At 67.0% G+C, this 18,030-nt stretch carries 20 protein-coding genes and 1 pseudogene; 12 read left to right on the top strand and 9 right to left on the bottom strand.

Annotated elements, in window-relative coordinates; all coding sequences use genetic code 11:
• Nucleotides 1–3 precede the first annotated feature (3 nt).
• The 6 genes from JI739_RS09065 to JI739_RS09040 form a co-directional block, all read right to left on the bottom strand.
• Nucleotides 4–423 (bottom strand): type IV pilin protein, encoded by a 420-nt coding sequence (locus JI739_RS09065; RefSeq protein ID WP_201683564.1) that lies wholly within the window; start codon nt 421–423, stop codon nt 4–6.
• A gap of 8 nt (nt 424–431) precedes the next feature.
• Nucleotides 432–3,743, bottom strand: coding sequence for a pilus assembly protein (locus tag JI739_RS09060; RefSeq protein WP_201683563.1), 3,312 nt, complete (start codon nt 3,741–3,743; stop codon nt 432–434).
• A gap of 177 nt (nt 3,744–3,920) precedes the next feature.
• On the bottom strand, nt 3,921–4,409 hold the full coding sequence (locus JI739_RS09055) for a pilus assembly PilX family protein (protein ID WP_201683562.1): 489 nt from the start codon (nt 4,407–4,409) through the stop codon (nt 3,921–3,923).
• A 47-nt stretch (nt 4,410–4,456) separates the two neighbouring features.
• Entirely contained in the window at nt 4,457–5,311 is an 855-nt protein-coding gene (locus tag JI739_RS09050; RefSeq protein ID WP_201683561.1) for a PilW family protein, read from the bottom strand.
• Nucleotides 5,308–5,850: a type IV pilus modification protein PilV gene (gene pilV, locus JI739_RS09045; protein WP_201683560.1), complete on the bottom strand. Its 543-nt coding sequence runs from the start codon at nt 5,848–5,850 to the stop codon at nt 5,308–5,310. Before pilV ends, JI739_RS09050 begins: the two co-directional genes overlap by 4 nt.
• Nucleotides 5,844–6,371: a GspH/FimT family pseudopilin gene (locus tag JI739_RS09040; protein ID WP_255520209.1), complete on the bottom strand. Its 528-nt coding sequence runs from the start codon at nt 6,369–6,371 to the stop codon at nt 5,844–5,846. Before JI739_RS09040 ends, pilV begins: the two co-directional genes overlap by 7 nt.
• 85 nt (nt 6,372–6,456) lie before the next feature.
• On the opposite strand from JI739_RS09040, the gene ribD reads away from it, so the two are divergent.
• From ribD to tolA, 10 genes are read left to right on the top strand one after another with little or no spacing between them, the layout of a single operon-like run.
• Nucleotides 6,457–7,572, top strand: coding sequence for a bifunctional diaminohydroxyphosphoribosylaminopyrimidine deaminase/5-amino-6-(5-phosphoribosylamino)uracil reductase RibD (gene ribD / locus JI739_RS09035; RefSeq protein ID WP_201683558.1), 1,116 nt, complete (start codon nt 6,457–6,459; stop codon nt 7,570–7,572).
• Between the two features lie 44 nt (nt 7,573–7,616).
• Nucleotides 7,617–8,258: a riboflavin synthase gene (locus JI739_RS09030; protein WP_201683557.1), complete on the top strand. Its 642-nt coding sequence runs from the start codon at nt 7,617–7,619 to the stop codon at nt 8,256–8,258.
• Nucleotides 8,255–9,391: a bifunctional 3,4-dihydroxy-2-butanone-4-phosphate synthase/GTP cyclohydrolase II gene (gene ribBA, locus JI739_RS09025; protein WP_201683556.1), complete on the top strand. Its 1,137-nt coding sequence runs from the start codon at nt 8,255–8,257 to the stop codon at nt 9,389–9,391. Before JI739_RS09030 ends, ribBA begins: the two co-directional genes overlap by 4 nt.
• 36 nt (nt 9,392–9,427) lie before the next feature.
• On the top strand, nt 9,428–9,892 hold the full coding sequence (gene ribH / locus JI739_RS09020; protein ID WP_201683555.1) for a 6,7-dimethyl-8-ribityllumazine synthase: 465 nt from the start codon (nt 9,428–9,430) through the stop codon (nt 9,890–9,892).
• Nucleotides 9,889–10,413, top strand: a complete 525-nt coding sequence (nusB, locus tag JI739_RS09015; protein WP_201683554.1) for a transcription antitermination factor NusB — start codon at nt 9,889–9,891, stop codon at nt 10,411–10,413. Before ribH ends, nusB begins: the two co-directional genes overlap by 4 nt.
• A gap of 3 nt (nt 10,414–10,416) precedes the next feature.
• The gene (locus JI739_RS09010; RefSeq protein ID WP_201683553.1) at nt 10,417–11,610 is read left to right on the top strand and encodes a pyridoxal phosphate-dependent aminotransferase; all 1,194 of its coding nucleotides are present in this window, start codon (nt 10,417–10,419) and stop codon (nt 11,608–11,610) included.
• Nucleotides 11,607–12,014 (top strand): tol-pal system-associated acyl-CoA thioesterase, encoded by a 408-nt coding sequence (ybgC, locus tag JI739_RS09005; protein ID WP_201683552.1) that lies wholly within the window; start codon nt 11,607–11,609, stop codon nt 12,012–12,014. The genes JI739_RS09010 and ybgC overlap by 4 nt, the downstream gene beginning before the upstream one ends.
• The gene (tolQ, locus tag JI739_RS09000) at nt 12,011–12,769 is read left to right on the top strand and encodes a protein TolQ (RefSeq protein WP_201683551.1); all 759 of its coding nucleotides are present in this window, start codon (nt 12,011–12,013) and stop codon (nt 12,767–12,769) included. Before ybgC ends, tolQ begins: the two co-directional genes overlap by 4 nt.
• A 3-nt stretch (nt 12,770–12,772) precedes the next feature.
• Nucleotides 12,773–13,204: an ExbD/TolR family protein gene (locus JI739_RS08995; protein WP_201683550.1), complete on the top strand. Its 432-nt coding sequence runs from the start codon at nt 12,773–12,775 to the stop codon at nt 13,202–13,204.
• An 11-nt stretch (nt 13,205–13,215) separates the two neighbouring features.
• Complete coding sequence (gene tolA, locus JI739_RS08990) at nt 13,216–14,142, top strand: cell envelope integrity protein TolA (RefSeq protein WP_201683549.1); 927 nt, start codon at nt 13,216–13,218, stop codon at nt 14,140–14,142.
• A gap of 151 nt (nt 14,143–14,293) precedes the next feature.
• On the opposite strand, the pseudogene JI739_RS08985 reads toward tolA, so the two are convergent.
• The 3 genes and pseudogenes from JI739_RS08985 to JI739_RS08975 all read right to left on the bottom strand — a co-directional run bounded on the left by JI739_RS08985 (nt 14,294) and on the right by JI739_RS08975 (nt 16,446).
• A pseudogene (locus JI739_RS08985) lies at nt 14,294–15,209 on the bottom strand (phosphatidate cytidylyltransferase).
• Nucleotides 15,206–15,793 (bottom strand): lysophospholipid acyltransferase family protein, encoded by a 588-nt coding sequence (locus tag JI739_RS08980; RefSeq protein WP_435531597.1) that lies wholly within the window; start codon nt 15,791–15,793, stop codon nt 15,206–15,208. The pseudogene JI739_RS08985 and the gene JI739_RS08980 overlap by 4 nt, the downstream one beginning before the upstream one ends.
• A 38-nt stretch (nt 15,794–15,831) precedes the next feature.
• Nucleotides 15,832–16,446: a CDP-alcohol phosphatidyltransferase family protein gene (locus JI739_RS08975; RefSeq protein ID WP_236589430.1), complete on the bottom strand. Its 615-nt coding sequence runs from the start codon at nt 16,444–16,446 to the stop codon at nt 15,832–15,834.
• Between the two features lie 262 nt (nt 16,447–16,708).
• Between JI739_RS08975 and JI739_RS08970 the strand changes: the two genes are divergently transcribed.
• Entirely contained in the window at nt 16,709–17,290 is a 582-nt protein-coding gene (locus JI739_RS08970; protein WP_201683547.1) for a hypothetical protein, read from the top strand.
• A 127-nt stretch (nt 17,291–17,417) separates the two neighbouring features.
• The gene (locus tag JI739_RS08965) at nt 17,418–18,005 is read left to right on the top strand and encodes a hypothetical protein (protein WP_201683546.1); all 588 of its coding nucleotides are present in this window, start codon (nt 17,418–17,420) and stop codon (nt 18,003–18,005) included.
• Nucleotides 18,006–18,030 lie beyond the last annotated feature (25 nt).

Genomic DNA, 18,030 nt, shown 5'->3' with positions numbered 1-18,030 from the left:
TGTTCAGCGCCAGCACTCCGCCGCAGGCGAGCCACTTCGGGTCGTCCCCGCTCGCACGCCCGCCTGGTTCAAGGTCAGGGTCAGGCAGTCGTCCGTTGCACTGACCGGCTTGGCCGTGAGGGTGAAGGTCGTGGCATCCGAGACGCTCACCAGAACGTGCGCGGCCTTGTCTGCCGCCGCGCCCGCTGGCGAGTTCTGCAGCCTGGCCGGCAGGCTCGCCCCCACATAGGTGCTCTTCACGGCGTAGTAGCGGTGCATGAATTGCGCCGCTTCCATCAGGGTCGAGCGTGCCTCGGCGCGCTTCGCACGCTGGATGTAGCTGGTGTACGAAGGCAACGCGACCGCGGCCAGGATGCCCACGATCGCCAGCACCATCAGCAGTTCGAACAAGGTGAAGCCGCGGGCTGCCGGGCGGTGTTGCATGGCTTGCTTCATTTGAACGGCAGGTCGTTGACCAGTCGGCGCCACACCCGGTCTTGAACCTGCCGCGTGGCTGTCGTGAACTGGATCTTCCTCGACCCGCCGGTGCTCTGGATGCTCGCGGTCTGCTTGCCATTGGCGGACGCCCCGATCAGCACCGCGTCCACGCCGTCCGAGGAGGTGCCCCAGCCGACCACCGCACCGGCGTCGCTCGCATCGATGGTTCCGTCGCCGTTGACGTCGATCAGCGGACTGGAGAAGGCTGCGCCGCTGAAGGGTGGCACCACCAGGTTGATGCCCCGCGCGGTGGAACCCCGGCACGGAACCGGCTCTCCAGGGGTCACCAGACCCAGCAGGACACCGGCAGTTCCGACCCGCAGGGTGGGCTGCAGGGCGCGCAGCCCCGCGTAGTCGGGCAAGTCGAGAGGAATCATCCAGCCATGCTGCGCCTTCCAATCCACCGGATCACCCGAAATGCTGAAGAACGGCGTTGCCCCCTGCGGCGGCGTGCCCTGGCCCGCGCTGCCGCCCATGTGGCGCGACAGCTTCCGGCCCTGCAGCATCGGCGGGCGAATCGCGACAAACGGCTTGTTGCCCGATTGATCGCGGACGGCATAGATCGCCTGGACGTCCGTCGAGCCGGCATCGGCCGCCGTGATGAGCCGCCCCGTACCGAAAACGAGCAGCTTGCCCCCCGCAGGGTGGTCGAGCACCAGAGGGGGCTGCAGGATGGGCTGGGAGTTGTCGCCCTCGAAGAGCGCCTTGCCGCCGCCCGCAATGCGGAAGCGAGCCACGGCGGAGGCGTCGTACTCGAACTTCCACATGCGTCCTTTCAGGTCACCCGCGTACAAGGCCGTGATCTGGCCCGCGGCGTCCCGCACGGCGCTGACCCCGCCCAAGCCCCCTTCCTTCAGGTCGATGTCGATCTTCTCGAAGCGGCCGGTCGCGATGTCCACCACCAGCAAGGCCGTGCTCGAGGTGCCATAACCGTTGCCGAAGATCGCCTTCCATTCCCCGTTGGGCAGCACCCCCACCTCGATCGGGAAGAACAGGTGCCCGATGGATGGGTCCGAGATCTCCCAGCGCACCTTGTCGGGGTTGGCCGACTCGGGGTCGGTGATGTCGATGGCAAAGACGGCGCGCGGGCCGGCACCCGTCGATCCCAGGAGAAGGTTGCGCCAGGCGCCGCCTGCGCCGCCTGCGCCGTCCTTCAGGTACACATCGGCCTCCCGCAGCACGCCATCCACGAAATACCGATGCTCGTCGGCCAAGCCATAGCCCTCGGAAACGAGCGATTTCAGATGCGCGTGCGCGCTGCCTGGCACATAGGCGAACACCTCCACACCGTCCTTCGCTGGATCGCCGGTCATGCTGTCTCTGAAGCCGTGCAGCATGCCGGCATTGCCGCCGATATAGACGGTGCGGGCGCGTTGGGACTTGAGGGCGCGGTAGTCCGTCCACGCCGCACCCCCAATTGCCAAGCCGCCATACTCCACCGCCACACGCTCGCCGGCGACCAGGGGCGGGCTGTTGATGAAGTCGCCCAGTGGATGCTGCCGCCTGCGAAAGCCCTCCGCTCCTTCGTTACTGCGGTCGCCGCGCACGTAGTTCAGCTGGTTCTCGGTACCGATGCGGCTGCGGGTTTGCGCGCTGAGCGCCGACCACTTGAACGGCACGGCCTTCGGCGGCTCAGTGCCGGCGTCCCAGGTGACGATCTGGCGAGCGTCTGCCGTTGGCAACCCTTTTTTTGCAGACCACGCAAGCCCCTTGACCTGCCCGTCCGCGTCGAGTTCGAACGCCTCGACATCACCGATCCAGATGCCGGTGCGATAGCTGGCGCGGTACTTGCGCGTGCCGTCGGCCAGTTCTCCGGAGGAGGCGGCCACGCCGGTTTCGAGCAACTCACGCTGGACCACCAGGTTGAGGGCTTCCCGAATTGCATCGGACAACTCGGTTGCGTTCGTCGCGCTGAAGTAGCGGCCACGACTGTTGAGCGCGGCATGCCAAAGATCATCGATCTTGTCGCTAGTCCAGCTTTTCTGTCTGGAGGCAAGCGCGGGCAGGTCGGTGGCCGGATCGAGCGTGCCAGTCACGCCTAACCCAATCATCAGATTGCTCATGCCCTGCCAAAAGGATGGGTCGTCGGGCGTAGGTGGAACCTCGTTGGGAATAGCCGGCTGCAGATCTTCCCGCCAATAGTGCATGGCGAAGTCGGCCAGGGTGTCCGACTGCGTGTCCGAGTACGGCGCGTGCGGTCTGTACTGGAAGGATTCCCCCCCCGACCTCTGCACCAAGGGGCCGGTGCCACCATCGATGTTGCCGATACCCACGAAGCGATCCTCAACGGACCAGTACCCGTCGGTCACCAGCAGGTGGTAGGCACGGCGGCAACTCTTGGTTTCCGTGCTGGAGGTGTCGCCCGGCTTGTCGGTCCATGGGCCACCGGCCGCGGACGTCTGGTAGTAGGTGCCGACCGCCCGCACCGCCTCCCGCAGCGGCGTGCCGCTCTCGGGCACGACGGACTCCAGCCAGCTGAAGGCCTGGCTTTTCCGCTTGGGCGTGTAGTCGCGCACGCCGGATTCGACGATTTCCGCTTTGCTCAGGCGTCCATATCCGAGCCGGATGCTGTCTTGCAGTCCGTACAGAGTCTCGGCCATGGCCGCTTTGGCCAGCAGCATCCTCGAGCGGTAATAGGCGTACCAGTTGGCGAAGTTTCGGCGCTCCTCGGCCTGGCTGCACGAACTCCCCGCACAGTCGGTACGTCCCGGGTAGCGGGTGAAGGATGTCGCGGCTTCCGAGTTCAAGTCGAACTCGCGGTAACTGTCCTTTTTGTAGGGATCGCGGTAGTTGCCTGCGCCGTCACGCTGCAAGACATAGTAGAGCCCCGGGTTGAAGGATTGGCTGCTCTTCCCGCAGCTGTTCGGATCGCGCTCGGTGTAGCACCAGACCGCCTCATACGAATTCAGTTGCGCGGAAAAATCCAGCCTGGTGACACCCGCGGCTGACGGGTCCAGGGGGACAGCCGACCAGTTGATATCGCGCAGACGCGACCCGTCGGCCTGGCGCCAAGGCAGGTATCGCACGCGCGGGTCGTAGTAGATGGTGTTGGTGTCGGCCGAGCGCAAGAAGGGCTGTTGCCACACGCTGGAACCCGTGACACCCGCCACCACCCACACTTCATTTTCAGATTGCCTGCCGTTGTCCTTCGGGTGGAGCTTGCCGCCGAGCGGCATGATCACCTCGAAGCGGCCGACCTTGTGCGTCTTGCGCCTGTCCGGCATGTACGTGTTGCGCATCGAGCCCGAATCGTCCAGCGTGATCATCACGTTGGGTTTGACGCGAGCCGCCGCCGGACTCAAGAGGGGTACTTGAGAAGGCGGGGCCGGCACGGTTTGCGCCAGCCCGGTAGCGGCAATGCAGCCACCCCACGCGCATGCAAGACACCACGCCATTCGCAGGCGGTCCCGAAAATACGGTACAGGCAAGGTGTTCTCCCTCGGTTACTGGAGCGCCAGAATCGATTGCAGCCAGACCACGGCCCCGGCCTTGGTTCGACCATCGGGCTCCGCGTCGTAGCCCGCACTGAATCCGCGAGCCGTCACCAGGTACACCGTGTTGACGGCACCGGCCACCTGGAGCAATTCGACGAAACACTGCGGGTTCTTCTTGGGCGGTTGCGAACCGCTCACGAGCGTGCCGGGCACATCCTTGGCAGCGCCGATGCCCGTGCTGGTCCAGGCCGCCGGCTTTCGCCATGTGCCCGCTCCAATTCCGGCGGTCGTCGACAGGTCGGTGTCCTCGAACCCCGGTTCGCGCTGCGCCTTCTGCAGCTCGGATTCGCAATAGCTCAACGCCAACTCGGCGTACTGCTGCGCGAGCGCCTCCTGCCGCATGTTGCTGGAGACCTGCCGCGCGGATCCTGCCATGCGCATGGCCGTCGCCGCTCCCAACCCGATCAAGACCAGGATCACCAACGCGATGATCAGCACGTTCCCGCGGTGGCAGGTGACGCAAGGCGATGAACGGGCCCGGCGCATCAATTCGCCACCTTGCGTCGCACCGCTGCCGTGGAGAAGAACGCCCGGTACAGGCGCTTGTCGCTCGGTGTCTGCGCCAAACCGGAGCAGTCCGTGTAGCCGAGGTCATCCTCGTCCGTCAGCACCGGGCTCGCGCTTCGCATCAACACGCAGATCCGCACGGCGACCACCTGGCTCCAGTTCGTCACATCGGCTGCGGTCACGTACCGCACCGGATGTTGCGTCGAGCGATCGGCCCGATTCCAGTTACTCGCCTCGCCATAGCGCAGGCCCAAGGCGGAGACGTTCTCGATCAAGGGCTCCGGATTGCCGCGGTCGCTGCCGCAGTACAGGCTGGGGATCCCGTCGACGGTGCGCACGAAGTAACGGTGGCTCGCCGACTGTGGATCCGCCGCTGGAATGCTGGTGCCGGTGCAATCGATCGGAAGATTGGCCCCGGTCAAGGCACTGGTGAACGGATCGAGTTCGAGGTTCACCTCGATCGCGGGGCCCTGATCTCCCTTGCCATTGGTCGCGTTGGCGTGGCAGGTCGCATTCGCGAAACCGACGGTGGCGTCCGCCAGGGCGTTGTCGCACCCTTTGATGGGATTGAACGCGGTTTGCTTGAAGGCCAGCTGTCCATTGACGTCGTCGACCTGTTTGACGTTCACGAGCCCGGCCATCTGCACGTCACGCGACATCAGTTGAAGCGCCAGCTGGGCTTCTTCGGTCATGCTGGCCAAGGCGGCCGTCATGCGCCCGCTGTTCGCGCTGGAGCGATACGCCGTGAGGACGGCTCCGAGCACGAACAAGCCGATGGCCATGGCTACAAGCAGCTCGATCAGGCCGATTCCGGCTTGCGCAGCTCGCTTCATAGCTTGACCCGCAGGAAGAGGCATTGGATGCCGTCGCCCGCGCTTGCCTTGAGCTGGGCACAGTCCGTGGTGTCCGCCACATCCTCGTCACTGGCGCTGGCGGGGTCGCGCCAGGCCAGCCACAGCCGAATCACGTCGGTGACGATGGCATCCTTCTCGATGTAGACGGAGCCTTCCGGCAACAGCGCGCGAACGGACTGGCGCCATTGAAGCAGGTCGTCGGCCGCGATCTCCGCCGCACTGCAAGTGACGGCTTTCGTCGCGCAAGCCGGCTCCGTCTTCGGCACCTGCGCCTGGCCTGACCACGAGTTGGTGAACACGTAGTCCCCCGCCTGGTCTCGTCCCCCATTGGCTCGCATGCGCTCCACGATGTCCGTGGCCAGCTGGGTTGCCACGCTGGCGTGATGGGTCTGCTTGACGCTGCGCAGCGCGCTGAGGTGCGACGCGACCAGGGCCAACAGGCCGATGGAGGTGACCGCGATGGCGACCAGCAGCTCGATCAGGCCGACGCCTCGCGCGCGGCTTCGGCGGATCAGCATGGAGTCGTTCCCTCGGGCAGCAGCACCACGCGCCCCCGGCCGGACACCTTTGCGCATCGGCTGATCTCGGGGTCGGCACCGCTGGCCTTGATGCTCACGCTGGCGTAGACGCCGTTGGCCAGCCCATTCGGGTGGAAGGTGAAGGACGACGGGGTTGCGCCGCGATCGACCAGCAGCTCCCGCAGGCCCCTGGCGGCACCCTGCACCCTCAGAACCGCCTCGCCGGCGTCGACCAGGCGGTTGGCATCTCGGTCTGCGAAGACGATCCAGCCGCCCCGCCAGTCCTTGCTGTGGGTGCACGCGAGGCCATCGCTGCTGCCGCAGACCGAGACAGGATGCCCCCGCTTCAGCGCCTCGGTCCGCGCATACCGGAAGTCAGCCATGAAGTCCGCGGCCGCCGATTCGACGGCGCGCCGTGCCAGCAGCGTCCGGAAGCTCGGCGCGGCAATGGCCGCAAGGATGGCGGCGATGCTCAGCCCCACCATCAACTCGATCAACGTCAATCCTCGCTCGCTCCCCATGCCCATTCAAACTTAAATTTCGAGACGCGAACTTTAGCGTGCATCCGGCTCAGTCGACAATCTTGTTTTCGCCGCCGCCCAACCGATGCCACAGCCCCCTGCCCTGCCCCCGCCGATCGAACGCGCGCTGGTCCTCGCACGCAACCACGCCACGCACACCCCTCCCAACCCGAGCGTGGGCTGCGTCATCACGGCACCCGACGGCACGGTGCTCGGGGAAGGGCACACCCAGCCCACGGGGGGTCCGCACGCCGAGGTCATGGCTTTGCGCGATGCGGCCTCGCGCGGCCACGACACGCACGGCGCCACGGCCTGGGTCACGCTGGAGCCCTGCTCGCACGTGGGGCGCACCGGCCCCTGCTGTGAGGCCTTGGTCACGGCCGGCATCGCCCGCGTGGTCGCCTCGGTCGGCGACCCCAATCCCCGGGTGGCAGGTCGCGGCTTTCAGCGCCTGCGCCAGGCAGGCGTGGAGGTCGAGATCGGTCCCGGAGCCGAAGCCGCGCGCGAGCTCAACCTCGGCTTCTTCAGCCGCATGGTCCGCGGCATGCCGTGGGTGCGCATGAAGATCGCCGCCTCGCTCGACGGCACCACCGCGCTCAGCAACGGGACCAGTCAATGGATCACCTCCGAGGCCGCGCGTCGCGATGGCCACGGCTGGCGCGCTCGCGCCGGCGCGGTGCTCACCGGCATCGGCACCGTGCTGGAGGACGACCCCATGCTGGACGTGCGCCTGGTCGAGACCACGCGCCAGCCGCTGCTGGTGGTGGTCGACAGCCGGCTCGAGCTGCCTCCGGGCGCCCGGCTGCTGCAGCCGGGGCGCGCGGTGCTGGTCTACACCGCCAGTGACGACGCTGCCCGCCGCGCGGCGCTGGAAGCGCAGGGGGCGACGGTCGTGTCGCGCCCCGGCGTGGGCGGCAAGGTGGACCTGGCCGCCATGCTGCGCGACCTGGCCCAGCGGGAGGTCAACGAGCTGCATGTCGAGGCCGGGCACAAGCTCAATGGATCGCTGGTGCGCGACGGCCTGGTCGATGAGTTCCTGGTTTACCTGGCGCCCCGCCTGCTCGGGGCCGGCCGCGGCATGGCCGCCTTCGGCCCCTTGTCCGAACTGGGCGCGGGGATCGGGCTGTCATTCTTGTCTGCCGAACCGGTCGGGCCCGACCTGCGCATCGTCGCCCGCGTCGCCGGTCGGGACGCGTTCTGAGGAGGCTCGGGCGGCCCCTGCGCCAATCCTGCGAAAATGCGCCGATGTTCACCGGCATCATCACCGGCGTGGGGCGCATCGCCGCCATCCATGACCTCGGAAGCTCATTGCAGCACGGCAAGCGCCTGACCCTCGAGGCGCCAGCCGGCTACCTGGAGGATGTCGGCCTGGGCGACAGCATCGCCATCAATGGCGCCTGCATGACGGTCACCTCGCTCGACCTGCGCGCCCGCCACTTCACCATCGACATCTCGGCCGAATCGCTGGCCCGCACCGCGGGGCTGGCCGATGCCGGCGCGCGCGTCAACCTCGAAAAAGCCCTGCGTGCGCACGAGCGCCTGGGCGGGCACATCGTCTCCGGGCATGTCGATGGCATCGGCCAGGTGACGCGCTTCGAGGCCGTGGGCGAGAGCATCGAGTTGTGCGTGCTGGCCCCGTCCGAGCTGGCCAGGTACCTCGCCTACAAGGGCTCGATCACCATCAACGGGGTCAGCCTGACCGTCAATCGCGTGCGCGACCTCGACAACGGCTGCGAGGTCAGCATCAACCTCATTCCGCACACCGTGCAGGGCACCGCCCTCGACGAGCTCGCGCCGGGACGGCCCGTCAACCTCGAAATCGACCTGATCGCCCGGTATGTCGAGCGCATGCTCGGCGCCGCCCAGTCTCCGAAAGCACACCCATGAACGCCCTCACCTCGCCCCTCGTCACGCCGGTCGCCATCTCGCCGGTCGAGGACATCGTCGCCGAGCTGCGCGCCGGCCGCATGGTCATCCTGGTGGACGAGGAAGACCGCGAAAACGAGGGTGACCTGGTCATGGCGGCCGACCATGTGACGGCCGACACGATCAACTTCATGGCCCGCTTCGGCCGCGGCCTGATCTGCCTGACCCTCACCCGCGACCGCTGCGAGCGCCTGCGGCTGCCGCCCATGGTCACCCGAAACGGCACCAAGCACGCCACCGCCTTCACCGTCTCCATCGAGGCGGCCGAAGGCGTGACCACCGGCATCAGCGCCGCCGACCGCGCCCGCACCGTGCGTGCCGCGGTGCACCCGCAGGCGAAGTTCGAAGACCTGGTGCAGCCCGGCCACATCTTTCCGCTGCAGGCAGTGGACGGCGGGGTGCTGATGCGCGCCGGCCATACCGAGGCCGGCTGCGACCTCGCCGCCATGGCCGGCCTCACCCCCGCCTCGGTCATCTGCGAAATCATGAAGGACGACGGCACCATGGCGCGGCTGCCCGACCTGCAGCTGTTCGCGGCCGAACACGGGCTGAAGATCGGCACCATTGCCGACCTCATCGAATACCGCAGTCGCAACGAGTCCTTGGTCGAGAAGCTCGGCTCGCGGCCGCTGCGCACCGCGCAGGGCGAGTTCACCGCGCACATGTGGCGCGACAAGCCCAGCCAGGGCGTGCACCTGGCGCTGGTGCTGGGCCAGTGGCAACCCGACGACGTGGTGCCGGTGCGCGTGCACGAACCGCTGTCGGTGCTGGACGCCCTGGAGGTCGGCCGCTCCATGCATTCGTGGCCGCTCGATGCCACCCTGGCCTACATCGCCCGTGAAGGCCGGGGCGTCGCCGTGCTGCTCAATGCCGGCGAATCGGCCGAACAGCTGGTCGCGCAGTTCGAGGGCACGGCTCGCGCGTCGCACGCTCCCGAACGCGGCCGCATGGATTTGCGCACCTACGGCGTGGGCGCGCAGATCATCCGCGAGTGCGGCGTGCACCGCATGAACCTCATGGGCACGCCGCGGCGCATGCCCAGCATGGCCGGCTATGGCCTCGAAATCACCGGCTACCTGCAGAGACCCGAATGAATCCAGACACCGCTTTCAGAAAGGACGGCGCACCTCATGCTTGGCGCTGACAAAGGCACGGCCGGCGAACTCGACGGCCAAGGCCTTCGCGTGGGCCTCGTGCAGGCCCGCTTCAACGAAGCCATCACCGAACCGCTGGCGGGCGCCTGCCGCGCCGAGCTGCAGCGGCTGGGCGTGGCCGAGGCCGACATCACGCACCTGCGCGTGCCCGGTGCGCTCGAAGTCCCCACGGCCTTGCAAGGCCTGGCCGCCACCGGCCGCTTCGACGCGTTGATCGCCCTGGGCTGCATCATTCGCGGCGAGACCTACCACTTCGAACTGGTGGCCAACGAGTCCGGCGCGGGCGTCACCCGCGTGTCGCTCGACCACCGGCTGCCCATCGCCAACGCCATCCTCACCACCGAGAACGAGGCGCAGGCCCAGGCCCGCCAGCTCGAAAAAGGCGCCGATGCCGCCCGCGTCGTGGTCGAGATGGCCCGGCTGCTGCAATCCCTTCGATGACCCAAGACCCGACACCTGAAGACGGCCGGCCGGCCAAACCTGCACGCGGCCTGACCGCCGATGGCGCGCGCAAGGCCTCGGCCAAGTCGGCCCGCACCCGCGCGCGCGAATTCGCGCTGCAGGGCCTGTACCAGCACCTGGTCGGCGGCAACGAGCCCGACGCCATCGACCGCTTCACCCGTGACCTGGCCGGCTTCCACAAGGCCGACTCGGTGCACTACGACGCGCTGCTGCACGGTGCCATCCGCGAGGCGGCCGAACTCGACGCGCTGATCGTCCCCTTGCTCGATCGCAAGCTGCAGGAGATCTCGCCCATCGAGCACGCGGTCATGTGGATCGGCGCCTGGGAGTTCCAGCACGCGCCCGAGGTGCCCTGGCGCGTGGTCCTCAACGAATGCATCGAGCTGGCCAAGGAATTCGGCGGCACCGACGGCTACAAGTACGTCAACGCGGTCCTCAACGGCCTGGCACCGCGCCTGCGACCGCTGGAGACCGGGGCCGACCCCGGACGGAAAGCCTGACCCATGCGCATCGCCCAGCGGGCCCGGCGGGTCGAGCCCTTCTACGTGATGGAGGTCGCCAAGGCGGCCCGCGAACTCGCGCGCCAGGGCGGGCCCGAGCAGGACCCGATGATCTTCCTGAACATCGGCGAACCCGACTTCACGGCCCCGCCCCTGGTCCAGGAGGCCGCCCGGCGCGCCATCTCGGAAGGAAAGACGCAGTACACGCCGGCCACGGGCCTGCCCGAGCTGCGCGAGCGCATTGCCAACTGGTACGGCCAGCGTTTCGGGCTGCCTGTCGCGCCCGAGCGGATCATCGTCACGGCGGGGGCCTCGGCCGCCTTGCAGCTCGCCTGCCTGGCCCTGGTCGATGCCGGTGACGAGATCCTCATGCCGGACCCCAGCTATCCCTGCAACCGGCAGTTCATCAGCGCGGCCGAAGGCCGCGCCGTTCTCGTGCCCACCAGCCCCGCCGAGCGCTTCCAGCTCAGTGCCGCCACCGTCGAGGCGCACTGGAGCGATCGCACCCGCGGCGTGCTGCTGGCGTCGCCGTCCAACCCCACCGGCACGTCCATCCACCCGCGGGAACTCGAACACATCCACCAGGTGGTGCGCTCGCGCGGCGGCATCACGCTGCTGGACGAGATCTACCTCGGGCTGTCCTACGACGAGACCTTCGGCCAGACCGGCTTGCACCTGGGCGACGACCTGATCAGCATCAACAGCTTCTCCAAGTACTTCAGCATGACCGGCTGGCGGCTGGGCTGGATGGTGGTGCCGCCGGCGCTGGTCTCGGTCATCGAGCAACTGGCGCAGAACCTTTTCATCTGCCCCAGCACCGTGGCGCAGCACGCGGCGCTGGCCTGCTTCGAGCCGGACAGCATCGCCGAGTACGAGCGCCGCCGGGCCGAGTTCAAGGCGCGGCGCGACTGGTTCGTGCCCCGGTTGCAGGCCCTCGGCCTGCCGGTGCCGGTGGTGCCCGATGGCGCGTTCTACGCCTGGGCCGACTGTTCCGGCTGGTGCGAGCGCATGGGCCTGGAGGGCAGCTGGGAGTTCGCCTTCGCCGCGATGCGCCAGGCCCGTGTGGTGATCACGCCGGGGCGCGATTTCGGCAGCCACGACACGGCGCGCTTCGTGCGGTTTTCCACCGCCAGCTCCATGGAACAGCTTCAGCAGGCGGTGTCGCGGCTGCACATGCTGCGCGAGATGACCGGATGAGCTTTTCCTTCCCCATCCGCGTCTATTGGGAGGACACCGACGCCGGCGGCATCGTGTTCTATGCCAACTACCTCAAGTACTTCGAGCGCGCCCGTACCGAATGGCTGCGGGCGCTGGGCTTCAACCAAAGCCGCCTGCGCGATGAAACCGGAGGTATCTTCGTGGTGAGCGAGACTGCGGTGCGCTACCTTCGGCCCGCACGGCTGGACGATGAGCTCATCATCACGGCCCGGATCGAAAGCGCGGGCAAAGCCTCCCTGGTGGTGGCCCAGCAGGCGCTAGGCAGATCCAGCGGCCAGCTGATGGCCGAAGGTTCCATCCGTCTCGGCTGGGTCGAAGCGGCAACGCTTCAGCCTGCCAGAATCCCATCCATCGTCATTGAATCGCTCCTCGACAAGACATGAATCAAGAAATGTCCATCATCCAGCTGGTCCTGGGTGCCAGCTGGGTGGTGCAACTGGTCATGCTTCTGTTGATCTGCGTGTCCATCGCCAGCTGGGCCGCCATCTTCCAGAAGCTTTTCTCCCTCAAGCGCATGCGCTCGCTCAACGACGACTTCGAGCGGGAGTTCTGGTCGGGCACCAGCCTGAACGAGCTGTTCGCCTCGGCCGCGCACAGCCCCCGCAGCGCCAGCCCCATGGAGCGCATCTTCGCCTCGGGCATGCGCGAGTACCAGAAGCTGCGCGCCGGGCGCATCCATGACCCGGCCATCCTCCTGGAGGGCGCCCGGCGCGCCATGCGCGCGAGCTACCAGCGCGAGCTGGATTCGGCCGAGAGCAACCTCTCGTTCCTGGCCTCGGTCGGATCGGTCTCTCCCTACGTGGGCCTGTTCGGCACGGTGTGGGGGATCATGCATGCCTTCACCGGGCTGGCCAGCCTGCAGCAGGTGACGCTGTCCACCGTGGCCCCCGGCATCGCCGAGGCCCTGGTGGCCACGGCCCTGGGCCTGTTCGCGGCCATCCCGGCGGTGCTGGCCTACAACCAGTTCGCGCGCGACATCGACCGCGTCTCGATCCGCCTGGAAACCTTCATCGAGGAGTTCTCCAACATCCTGCACCGCAACGCCGGCGCGGCCGCCGCGCAAGCGCCCAGCAGCGCCGCGCCGCACGCCCCGGCCATCGCGCAAGCGGCCGCCCCGCAGGCGCCCATCTTCCGCTGAGCCATGCCGAACGTCTCCTCCCGCGGCCGGGGCCGGCGTGCCGTGAACGAGATCAACATGGTCCCGTTCATCGACGTGATGCTGGTCCTGCTGATCATCTTCATGGTCACCGCCCCCCTGATCACGCCCAGCCTGATCGACTTGCCCTCCATCGGCAGCGCCAGCCGGCAGCCGGACGAGAAGATCGAAATCGTGGTCAACAAAGACGAGTCGCTCGAGATGCGGCTGGATGGCCGCGCCGAACGGCTCTCCGCGGTCAACGTGCGCTCCGCGGTCCTCAATGCGCAAGCAGGCAAGCCCGCCGGCAGCGTCGCCGTGGTCATCAGCGCCGACCGCAGCGTGCGCTATGAATCCGTCGTGCGGCTGATGGACACGCTGCAACGCGCGGGCGTGCAACGGGTCGGGCTGTCCGTGCAGCTCGCACCCGACCGGTGACGGGCAGGCTGATGGCAGGACCTTCAGACCGCTACGCCCCGCCCCCACCGCCCGGCCGCGCCCGGTCGGTGGGCCTGGCCGTGCTGGTGCACCTGGTGCTGGTCGGCGCGCTCACCTGGGGCGTGAACTGGCGCGACGACCCGGACCGCCTCAACGCCGAAGCGGAGTTGTGGGCCGCCAACGTGCAGCAGGCCGCCCCCCGTGAAATCGAAGCCCCCCCGCCACCGCCGCCGCCGCCGCCTGCTCCCGCCGTGCAGGCGCCGCCGCCGCCGCCGCCTCCAAACGAAGCCGACATCGCGCTGCAGCGCGAGAAGGAACGAGCCGCCGCCGAGGAAAAGCGCCGCCAGGAGCAGTTGCAGGCCGAGCGCGAACGCCAGAAGCGCCAGGAAGCCGAACGCCTTGAAAAAGAGAAGGAAAAGCGCCTGGAGGCCGAACGCGCCGAGGCGCGCAAGCGCGAGCTGGCCGAGCAGAGAAAGCGCGAGGAAGAAAAGCAGCGGCTGGCCGCGGAGCAGAAGAAGCGCGAAGAAGCCAAGCGCCGCGAGGCGCAAGAGCAGCAGGAAGCCCGCCGCATGGAGCAGTTGCGCGAGGAGAACCTGCGCCGCATGCAGGGCCTGGCCGGCGCCAGCGGCGGTCCCACCGCCACCGGCACCGCGATGCGATCGACCGGTCCATCCGACTCCTACGCCGGCCGCATCCGCGCTCGCGTCAAGCCCAACATCGTCTTCACCGATTTGGTCGCGGGCAATCCGAGCACCGAGGTCGAGGTGCGCATGGCGCCAGACGGCACCATCACCGCGCGCCGCATCACCAAGTCGAGTGGCGTGCCCAGTTGGGACGAGGCCGTGCTGCGCGCCCTGGACCGCACGCAGGTTCTGCCGCGCGACCTCGATGGGCGGGTGCACAGCCCGTTGATGATGGAGTTTCGGCCCAAGGGGTGAGGGGGCGGCGCCCGTCGGGCGCATGGCACACCGCTGCAAGCGACCATGAAGAGCAGGTGTCGCAGGCGCCTGTCGGATGGGTTGGTGCTCAAGCTCGCAGCAGCGACATCCTTGGCCCGACACCCTCGGCCGGCTTCGCCACGCCGGACGACTACGGCACGAACGCCCAGCGTGTCAGGTGAAAGAAGATGGGGGCCGAGAACGCCACCGAGTCCAGGCGGTCGAGCATGCCCCGTGCCCAGGAATGCTGTAACCCCAATCCTTCGCACCCAGCGAGCGTTTGACGGCTGAAAGCACCAGGCCACCGAAGAAGCCGGTGACGACAACCGCCAGCGCCATGAGCGCAGCCTGCTCCATCGAATACGGCGTGAACGGATGCAGCGCCGCGCCCAGCGCCGTGGCCAGGGCGCCGCCTCCCAGCAGGCCTTCCCAGGTCTTGTTCGGGCTCAGGACGGGTGCGACCTTGTGGCGGCCGAACAGCTTTCCGCAGACGTACTGCAGGACGTCCGACATCTGCACGATGAGCAGGTAGTACAGCAGGAGCGCACCGCTGCCGCTGTCATACCCGGGGATATCGAGGAACAGCAAGGCGGGCGCATGGCTGACGCCATAGACGCAGACGATGACGGCCCACTGGATCTTGGCGACGCGTTCCAGGAAGTGCTGCGTGTCCCCGTCGAAGGTCGACACCGCCGCGAGCAGGAAGAACCCATAGACCGGCAGCATGACGGCGAACAGCCCGTACCACCCTGCGCCGGTCAGGGCGTACTGGAAGGGAATGGCGACGAAAAAGGCCAGGAACATGGCCAGCCGGTCTCCCCTTCGCGTGGGCGTGAGGGAGACGAACTCTCGCAGCGTCATGAACGACATCAGGGCAAACAACGAGGTGGTTGCGATCCTGCCCATGGCCAGCAAGGGCACGGCCACGCCCACCAGGCGGCGATCCGGTCGTTGAGGTTTCGGATCGTTGGTGTGGCACCGACGCTCCAGGTCAACGCCCGCGAGACGAAAGTGGCGAGCACAAGAAACGCGGAAATACCCGCGGCGAGTGTCCAGAAAGGCGTCATGGTTCAGTGCCCGGACACAGCTCGCAGACGGCGGCATGCGCGCGGGCCAGGAAAGTGGTCTTGTCCTCGGCCTGCAAACGCGCAAGCGCCTGGCCGAAGTGCACCCGATTGATGAGAGGAAGCGGCAGCATGGATCCCTTGGGCAGGATGCGGTGGAGGTTCTCCAGGTAGACGGGCTTCAGGTGCAAATCGGGGAACTCGCTCGCCAGGCGGTAGATGCCGCTCTTGAACTCGCTGGGAAGTTGCTGGTCTCGACGCGTGCCCTCGGGAAACATGATGAGCGACCAGCCTTCGGCCAGCGCGGCTCGCACCGGGTCCAGCGGGTCGCCTGCCTGTCGTTGGCGGTCGATGAACACCACGTTGAGCACCTTCTCGGCCACCCAATGCCGCAGGGGACTCGCACACCAGTAGTCACGTGCGGCCACGGGCCGCGTACGTGCGCGTGCACCCGGGCTCAGGGCTGCCAGCAGCGTGAGGGTGTCCAGATGACTCGTGTGATTGGCGAAGTAGAGGGTCTGCTCGGGGCCGTCGGGTTCGTTGCCCGCCGGGTAGGCCCCGATGAGAAATCGAACCACGACGCACAGCGACTCGCCAAGCAAACGATGAAAGCGAGGGCGACGGGTCACTGAGGCTGCCCCTGCAATCCTGAGCAGATCGCGCGCGTTCGACGGATGCAGGTCAACGCGGCGCCGCCCACGATGAGAAGCAGGCAGGCCAGCGAGAGCCTCGCCGACCATGCTGTCGGCAGTCCGGCCATGCCGATCAAGGCCACCGTGACCACCGCCATCCGATGCTGCTTGGCCATCGGGCCCAGGAAGGACTGCGCTTGGCCCAGGGAACCGCCGAATATCCGAACGTAGGCCGTCAACGCAGCGAGCAAGGCAGCAAGCCAGCCGAGCGCGGGCTGCGACACCGCGTAGCCGAAAGCCACTAGAACGATGGAATCGGCGATGCGATCCGGAAACTCGTTGTACAGGGCGCCGACCCGTGAGCCCTTGCCGCCTTCCACCGCAACCAATCCATCGAGGACGTTGGCTAGCAACCGCAATTGAATCCCGCCGATCGCCACGGCTGCTCCAGCGACCCCATCGATTCCGAACAGCCCTGCGGGAACCAGCAGCGCGAAGAGCACGCTCGCTACGGAGATCTGGTTGGGGGTGATGGACGTCCTTGCCAGCTTGGCGGCTGCGAGCTGTATCCAAGGATTGGAGCGAGAGGTGACGAGACGGCGATCCATTGAGAGGTCTCCTTCTAAGGGTCGACAGTGTGCATCAAACTTAAGTGTCATCTTTGACACGGACATTAGTCACGTCGAATTAAAGTCGCACCTCATTTCGGGCAGATCGAGGGAACATGGACTGGAACTCATGGTGCGCGGCGATCTTGCGAACGGATGGGCATGCCTCCCTTGGAAAGCGCTCCGGACTGATTCAGTTTTTGGATCGGTCTCGCGAAGGGTGCGCAGCGGACGCCGATCATTCAACTGCACTGAGCCGCCCATGGGCGTGATGGTCACTCGGGCCACACACGGCGGCTTCTCAGCCAGGGCCCTGCTGCGCGTCAGTGCGGCGCTGCTGCTGGTGGCACTGGCCGCATGCGCCACGCGGCCGCGCCTCGTGGTGCATGGCCTCACCTACGACGGCTGGCGAGACCGTTGGCATCCGCAAGCCACCTTGCTGGAGTACGCCTACGGCGACAGTTACCTCATGACCTCCCAAAAGATCGAACGCGGACTGCTGCCTGCGAGCGCCGTCTTTGGCGCCATGCCCTTTGGTGAGTTTCTGTACGTGAGATGGCGCCTGAAAGCGACCGGCGAAACCTTCCACGTGCGCGTGGACCTGCGCAATCGACTGCCGGCTGACCTGTTGCGCCACGAACTCACGTTCGTCATCGATGGCAGTCAGCTCTATGTCTTCGTGGTGACGCCCGAGCTCATCAAGCCTCATCTGAGCAGCCCCCCACTCAAGACATGGCGGTCAGCCCACAACGTCACCTACGAAATCTTTCCCACGCTCCGCTCGCCGGATCGCACCGACCTTGGAGAAGCAGCGCCATGGGCACCAGCGTCACGCGACCAGTGACTCCAGCTGAAATGCAGCAGTTGGCAGCGCAGCTCAACTCAATGCGAGACGCGGCCGGTCCGCCGCCTGCAGCGGCGGTTTCGCGCGGGGTTGCTGCGGACTCGGATCACCGCACTGCGTTGACGCGATGATGGGACTGACGGTCACCCGATCCGCTGGCAAGGCCTTTTCGGCACACAACCTGCTGCGCGTCATCGTGGCGCTGCTGCTGGTGATGACACTCGCCGCATGCGCCACGCGGCCGCATGTGGTGGCGCATGGGTTTGCCTTCAACGGCTGGCGTGATCACTGGTATCCGCAGATCACCGTGCTCGAGTACGCCTACGGCGACAAGTACCACATGACACGGCGAAAGAACGAAGACGGAGTGCCACCAGGTACCGCCGTTTTCGGCGCCATGCCGGTTGCCGATTTTCTGTACGTGAGATGGCGTCTGCAGGAAACCGGGGAGACGTTCGAAGAGCGGGTGGATCTTCGCGATCGATTGCCTGCCGACCTTTGGGCCCACTACATCACCTTTGTCATCGATGGCCCACAGCTCTATGTCTACGTCGTCACGCCGGAGCAAATCAAGGTGCGGTTGACCAAGCCGCCTCTGAGGACGTGGTGGTCGATTGACCGGGTCACCTATGAAATCTATCCCACGGTCCGTTCGGCGGATCGGACCTACTTAGGAGCAGCCGCACCATGGGCACCAGCATCGCACGAACACTGACCCCGGCCGAAATGCAGCAGTTGGG

Origin of the sequence: Ramlibacter aurantiacus (assembly GCF_016722895.1) — a bacterium.
Taxonomy (GTDB): domain Bacteria; phylum Pseudomonadota; class Gammaproteobacteria; order Burkholderiales; family Burkholderiaceae_C; genus Ramlibacter; species Ramlibacter aurantiacus.
The sequence above is the reverse complement of the archived record's forward strand: the minus strand, read 5'-3'. Positions and strand labels throughout refer to the sequence as shown.

Excerpts from the sequence above, each read along its gene's own strand:
- ribBA (WP_201683556.1), top strand. The coding sequence starts at position 8,255 with ATGAACGCCCTCACCTCGCCCCTCGTCACGCCGGTCGCCATCTCGCCG.
- nusB (WP_201683554.1), top strand. The coding sequence starts at position 9,889 with ATGACCCAAGACCCGACACCTGAAGACGGCCGGCCGGCCAAACCTGCA.
- tolA (WP_201683549.1), top strand. The coding sequence starts at position 13,216 with ATGGCAGGACCTTCAGACCGCTACGCCCCGCCCCCACCGCCCGGCCGC.
- ybgC (WP_201683552.1), top strand. The coding sequence starts at position 11,607 with ATGAGCTTTTCCTTCCCCATCCGCGTCTATTGGGAGGACACCGACGCC.
- ribH (WP_201683555.1), top strand. The coding sequence starts at position 9,428 with ATGCTTGGCGCTGACAAAGGCACGGCCGGCGAACTCGACGGCCAAGGC.
- JI739_RS09065 (WP_201683564.1), bottom strand. The coding sequence starts at position 423 with ATGCAACACCGCCCGGCAGCCCGCGGCTTCACCTTGTTCGAACTGCTG.
- JI739_RS09050 (WP_201683561.1), bottom strand. The coding sequence starts at position 5,311 with ATGAAGCGAGCTGCGCAAGCCGGAATCGGCCTGATCGAGCTGCTTGTA.
- JI739_RS08970 (WP_201683547.1), top strand. The coding sequence starts at position 16,709 with ATGGGCGTGATGGTCACTCGGGCCACACACGGCGGCTTCTCAGCCAGG.
- JI739_RS09040 (WP_255520209.1), bottom strand. The coding sequence starts at position 6,371 with ATGGGGAGCGAGCGAGGATTGACGTTGATCGAGTTGATGGTGGGGCTG.
- tolQ (WP_201683551.1), top strand. The coding sequence starts at position 12,011 with ATGAATCAAGAAATGTCCATCATCCAGCTGGTCCTGGGTGCCAGCTGG.
- JI739_RS08995 (WP_201683550.1), top strand. The coding sequence starts at position 12,773 with ATGCCGAACGTCTCCTCCCGCGGCCGGGGCCGGCGTGCCGTGAACGAG.
- JI739_RS09060 (WP_201683563.1), bottom strand. The coding sequence starts at position 3,743 with ATGATCACGCTGGACGATTCGGGCTCGATGCGCAACACGTACATGCCG.
- JI739_RS09010 (WP_201683553.1), top strand. The coding sequence starts at position 10,417 with ATGCGCATCGCCCAGCGGGCCCGGCGGGTCGAGCCCTTCTACGTGATG.
- ribD (WP_201683558.1), top strand. The coding sequence starts at position 6,457 with ATGCCACAGCCCCCTGCCCTGCCCCCGCCGATCGAACGCGCGCTGGTC.
- pilV (WP_201683560.1), bottom strand. The coding sequence starts at position 5,850 with ATGCTGATCCGCCGAAGCCGCGCGCGAGGCGTCGGCCTGATCGAGCTG.
- JI739_RS08965 (WP_201683546.1), top strand. The coding sequence starts at position 17,418 with ATGATGGGACTGACGGTCACCCGATCCGCTGGCAAGGCCTTTTCGGCA.
- JI739_RS08975 (WP_236589430.1), bottom strand. The coding sequence starts at position 16,446 with ATGGATCGCCGTCTCGTCACCTCTCGCTCCAATCCTTGGATACAGCTC.
- JI739_RS09030 (WP_201683557.1), top strand. The coding sequence starts at position 7,617 with ATGTTCACCGGCATCATCACCGGCGTGGGGCGCATCGCCGCCATCCAT.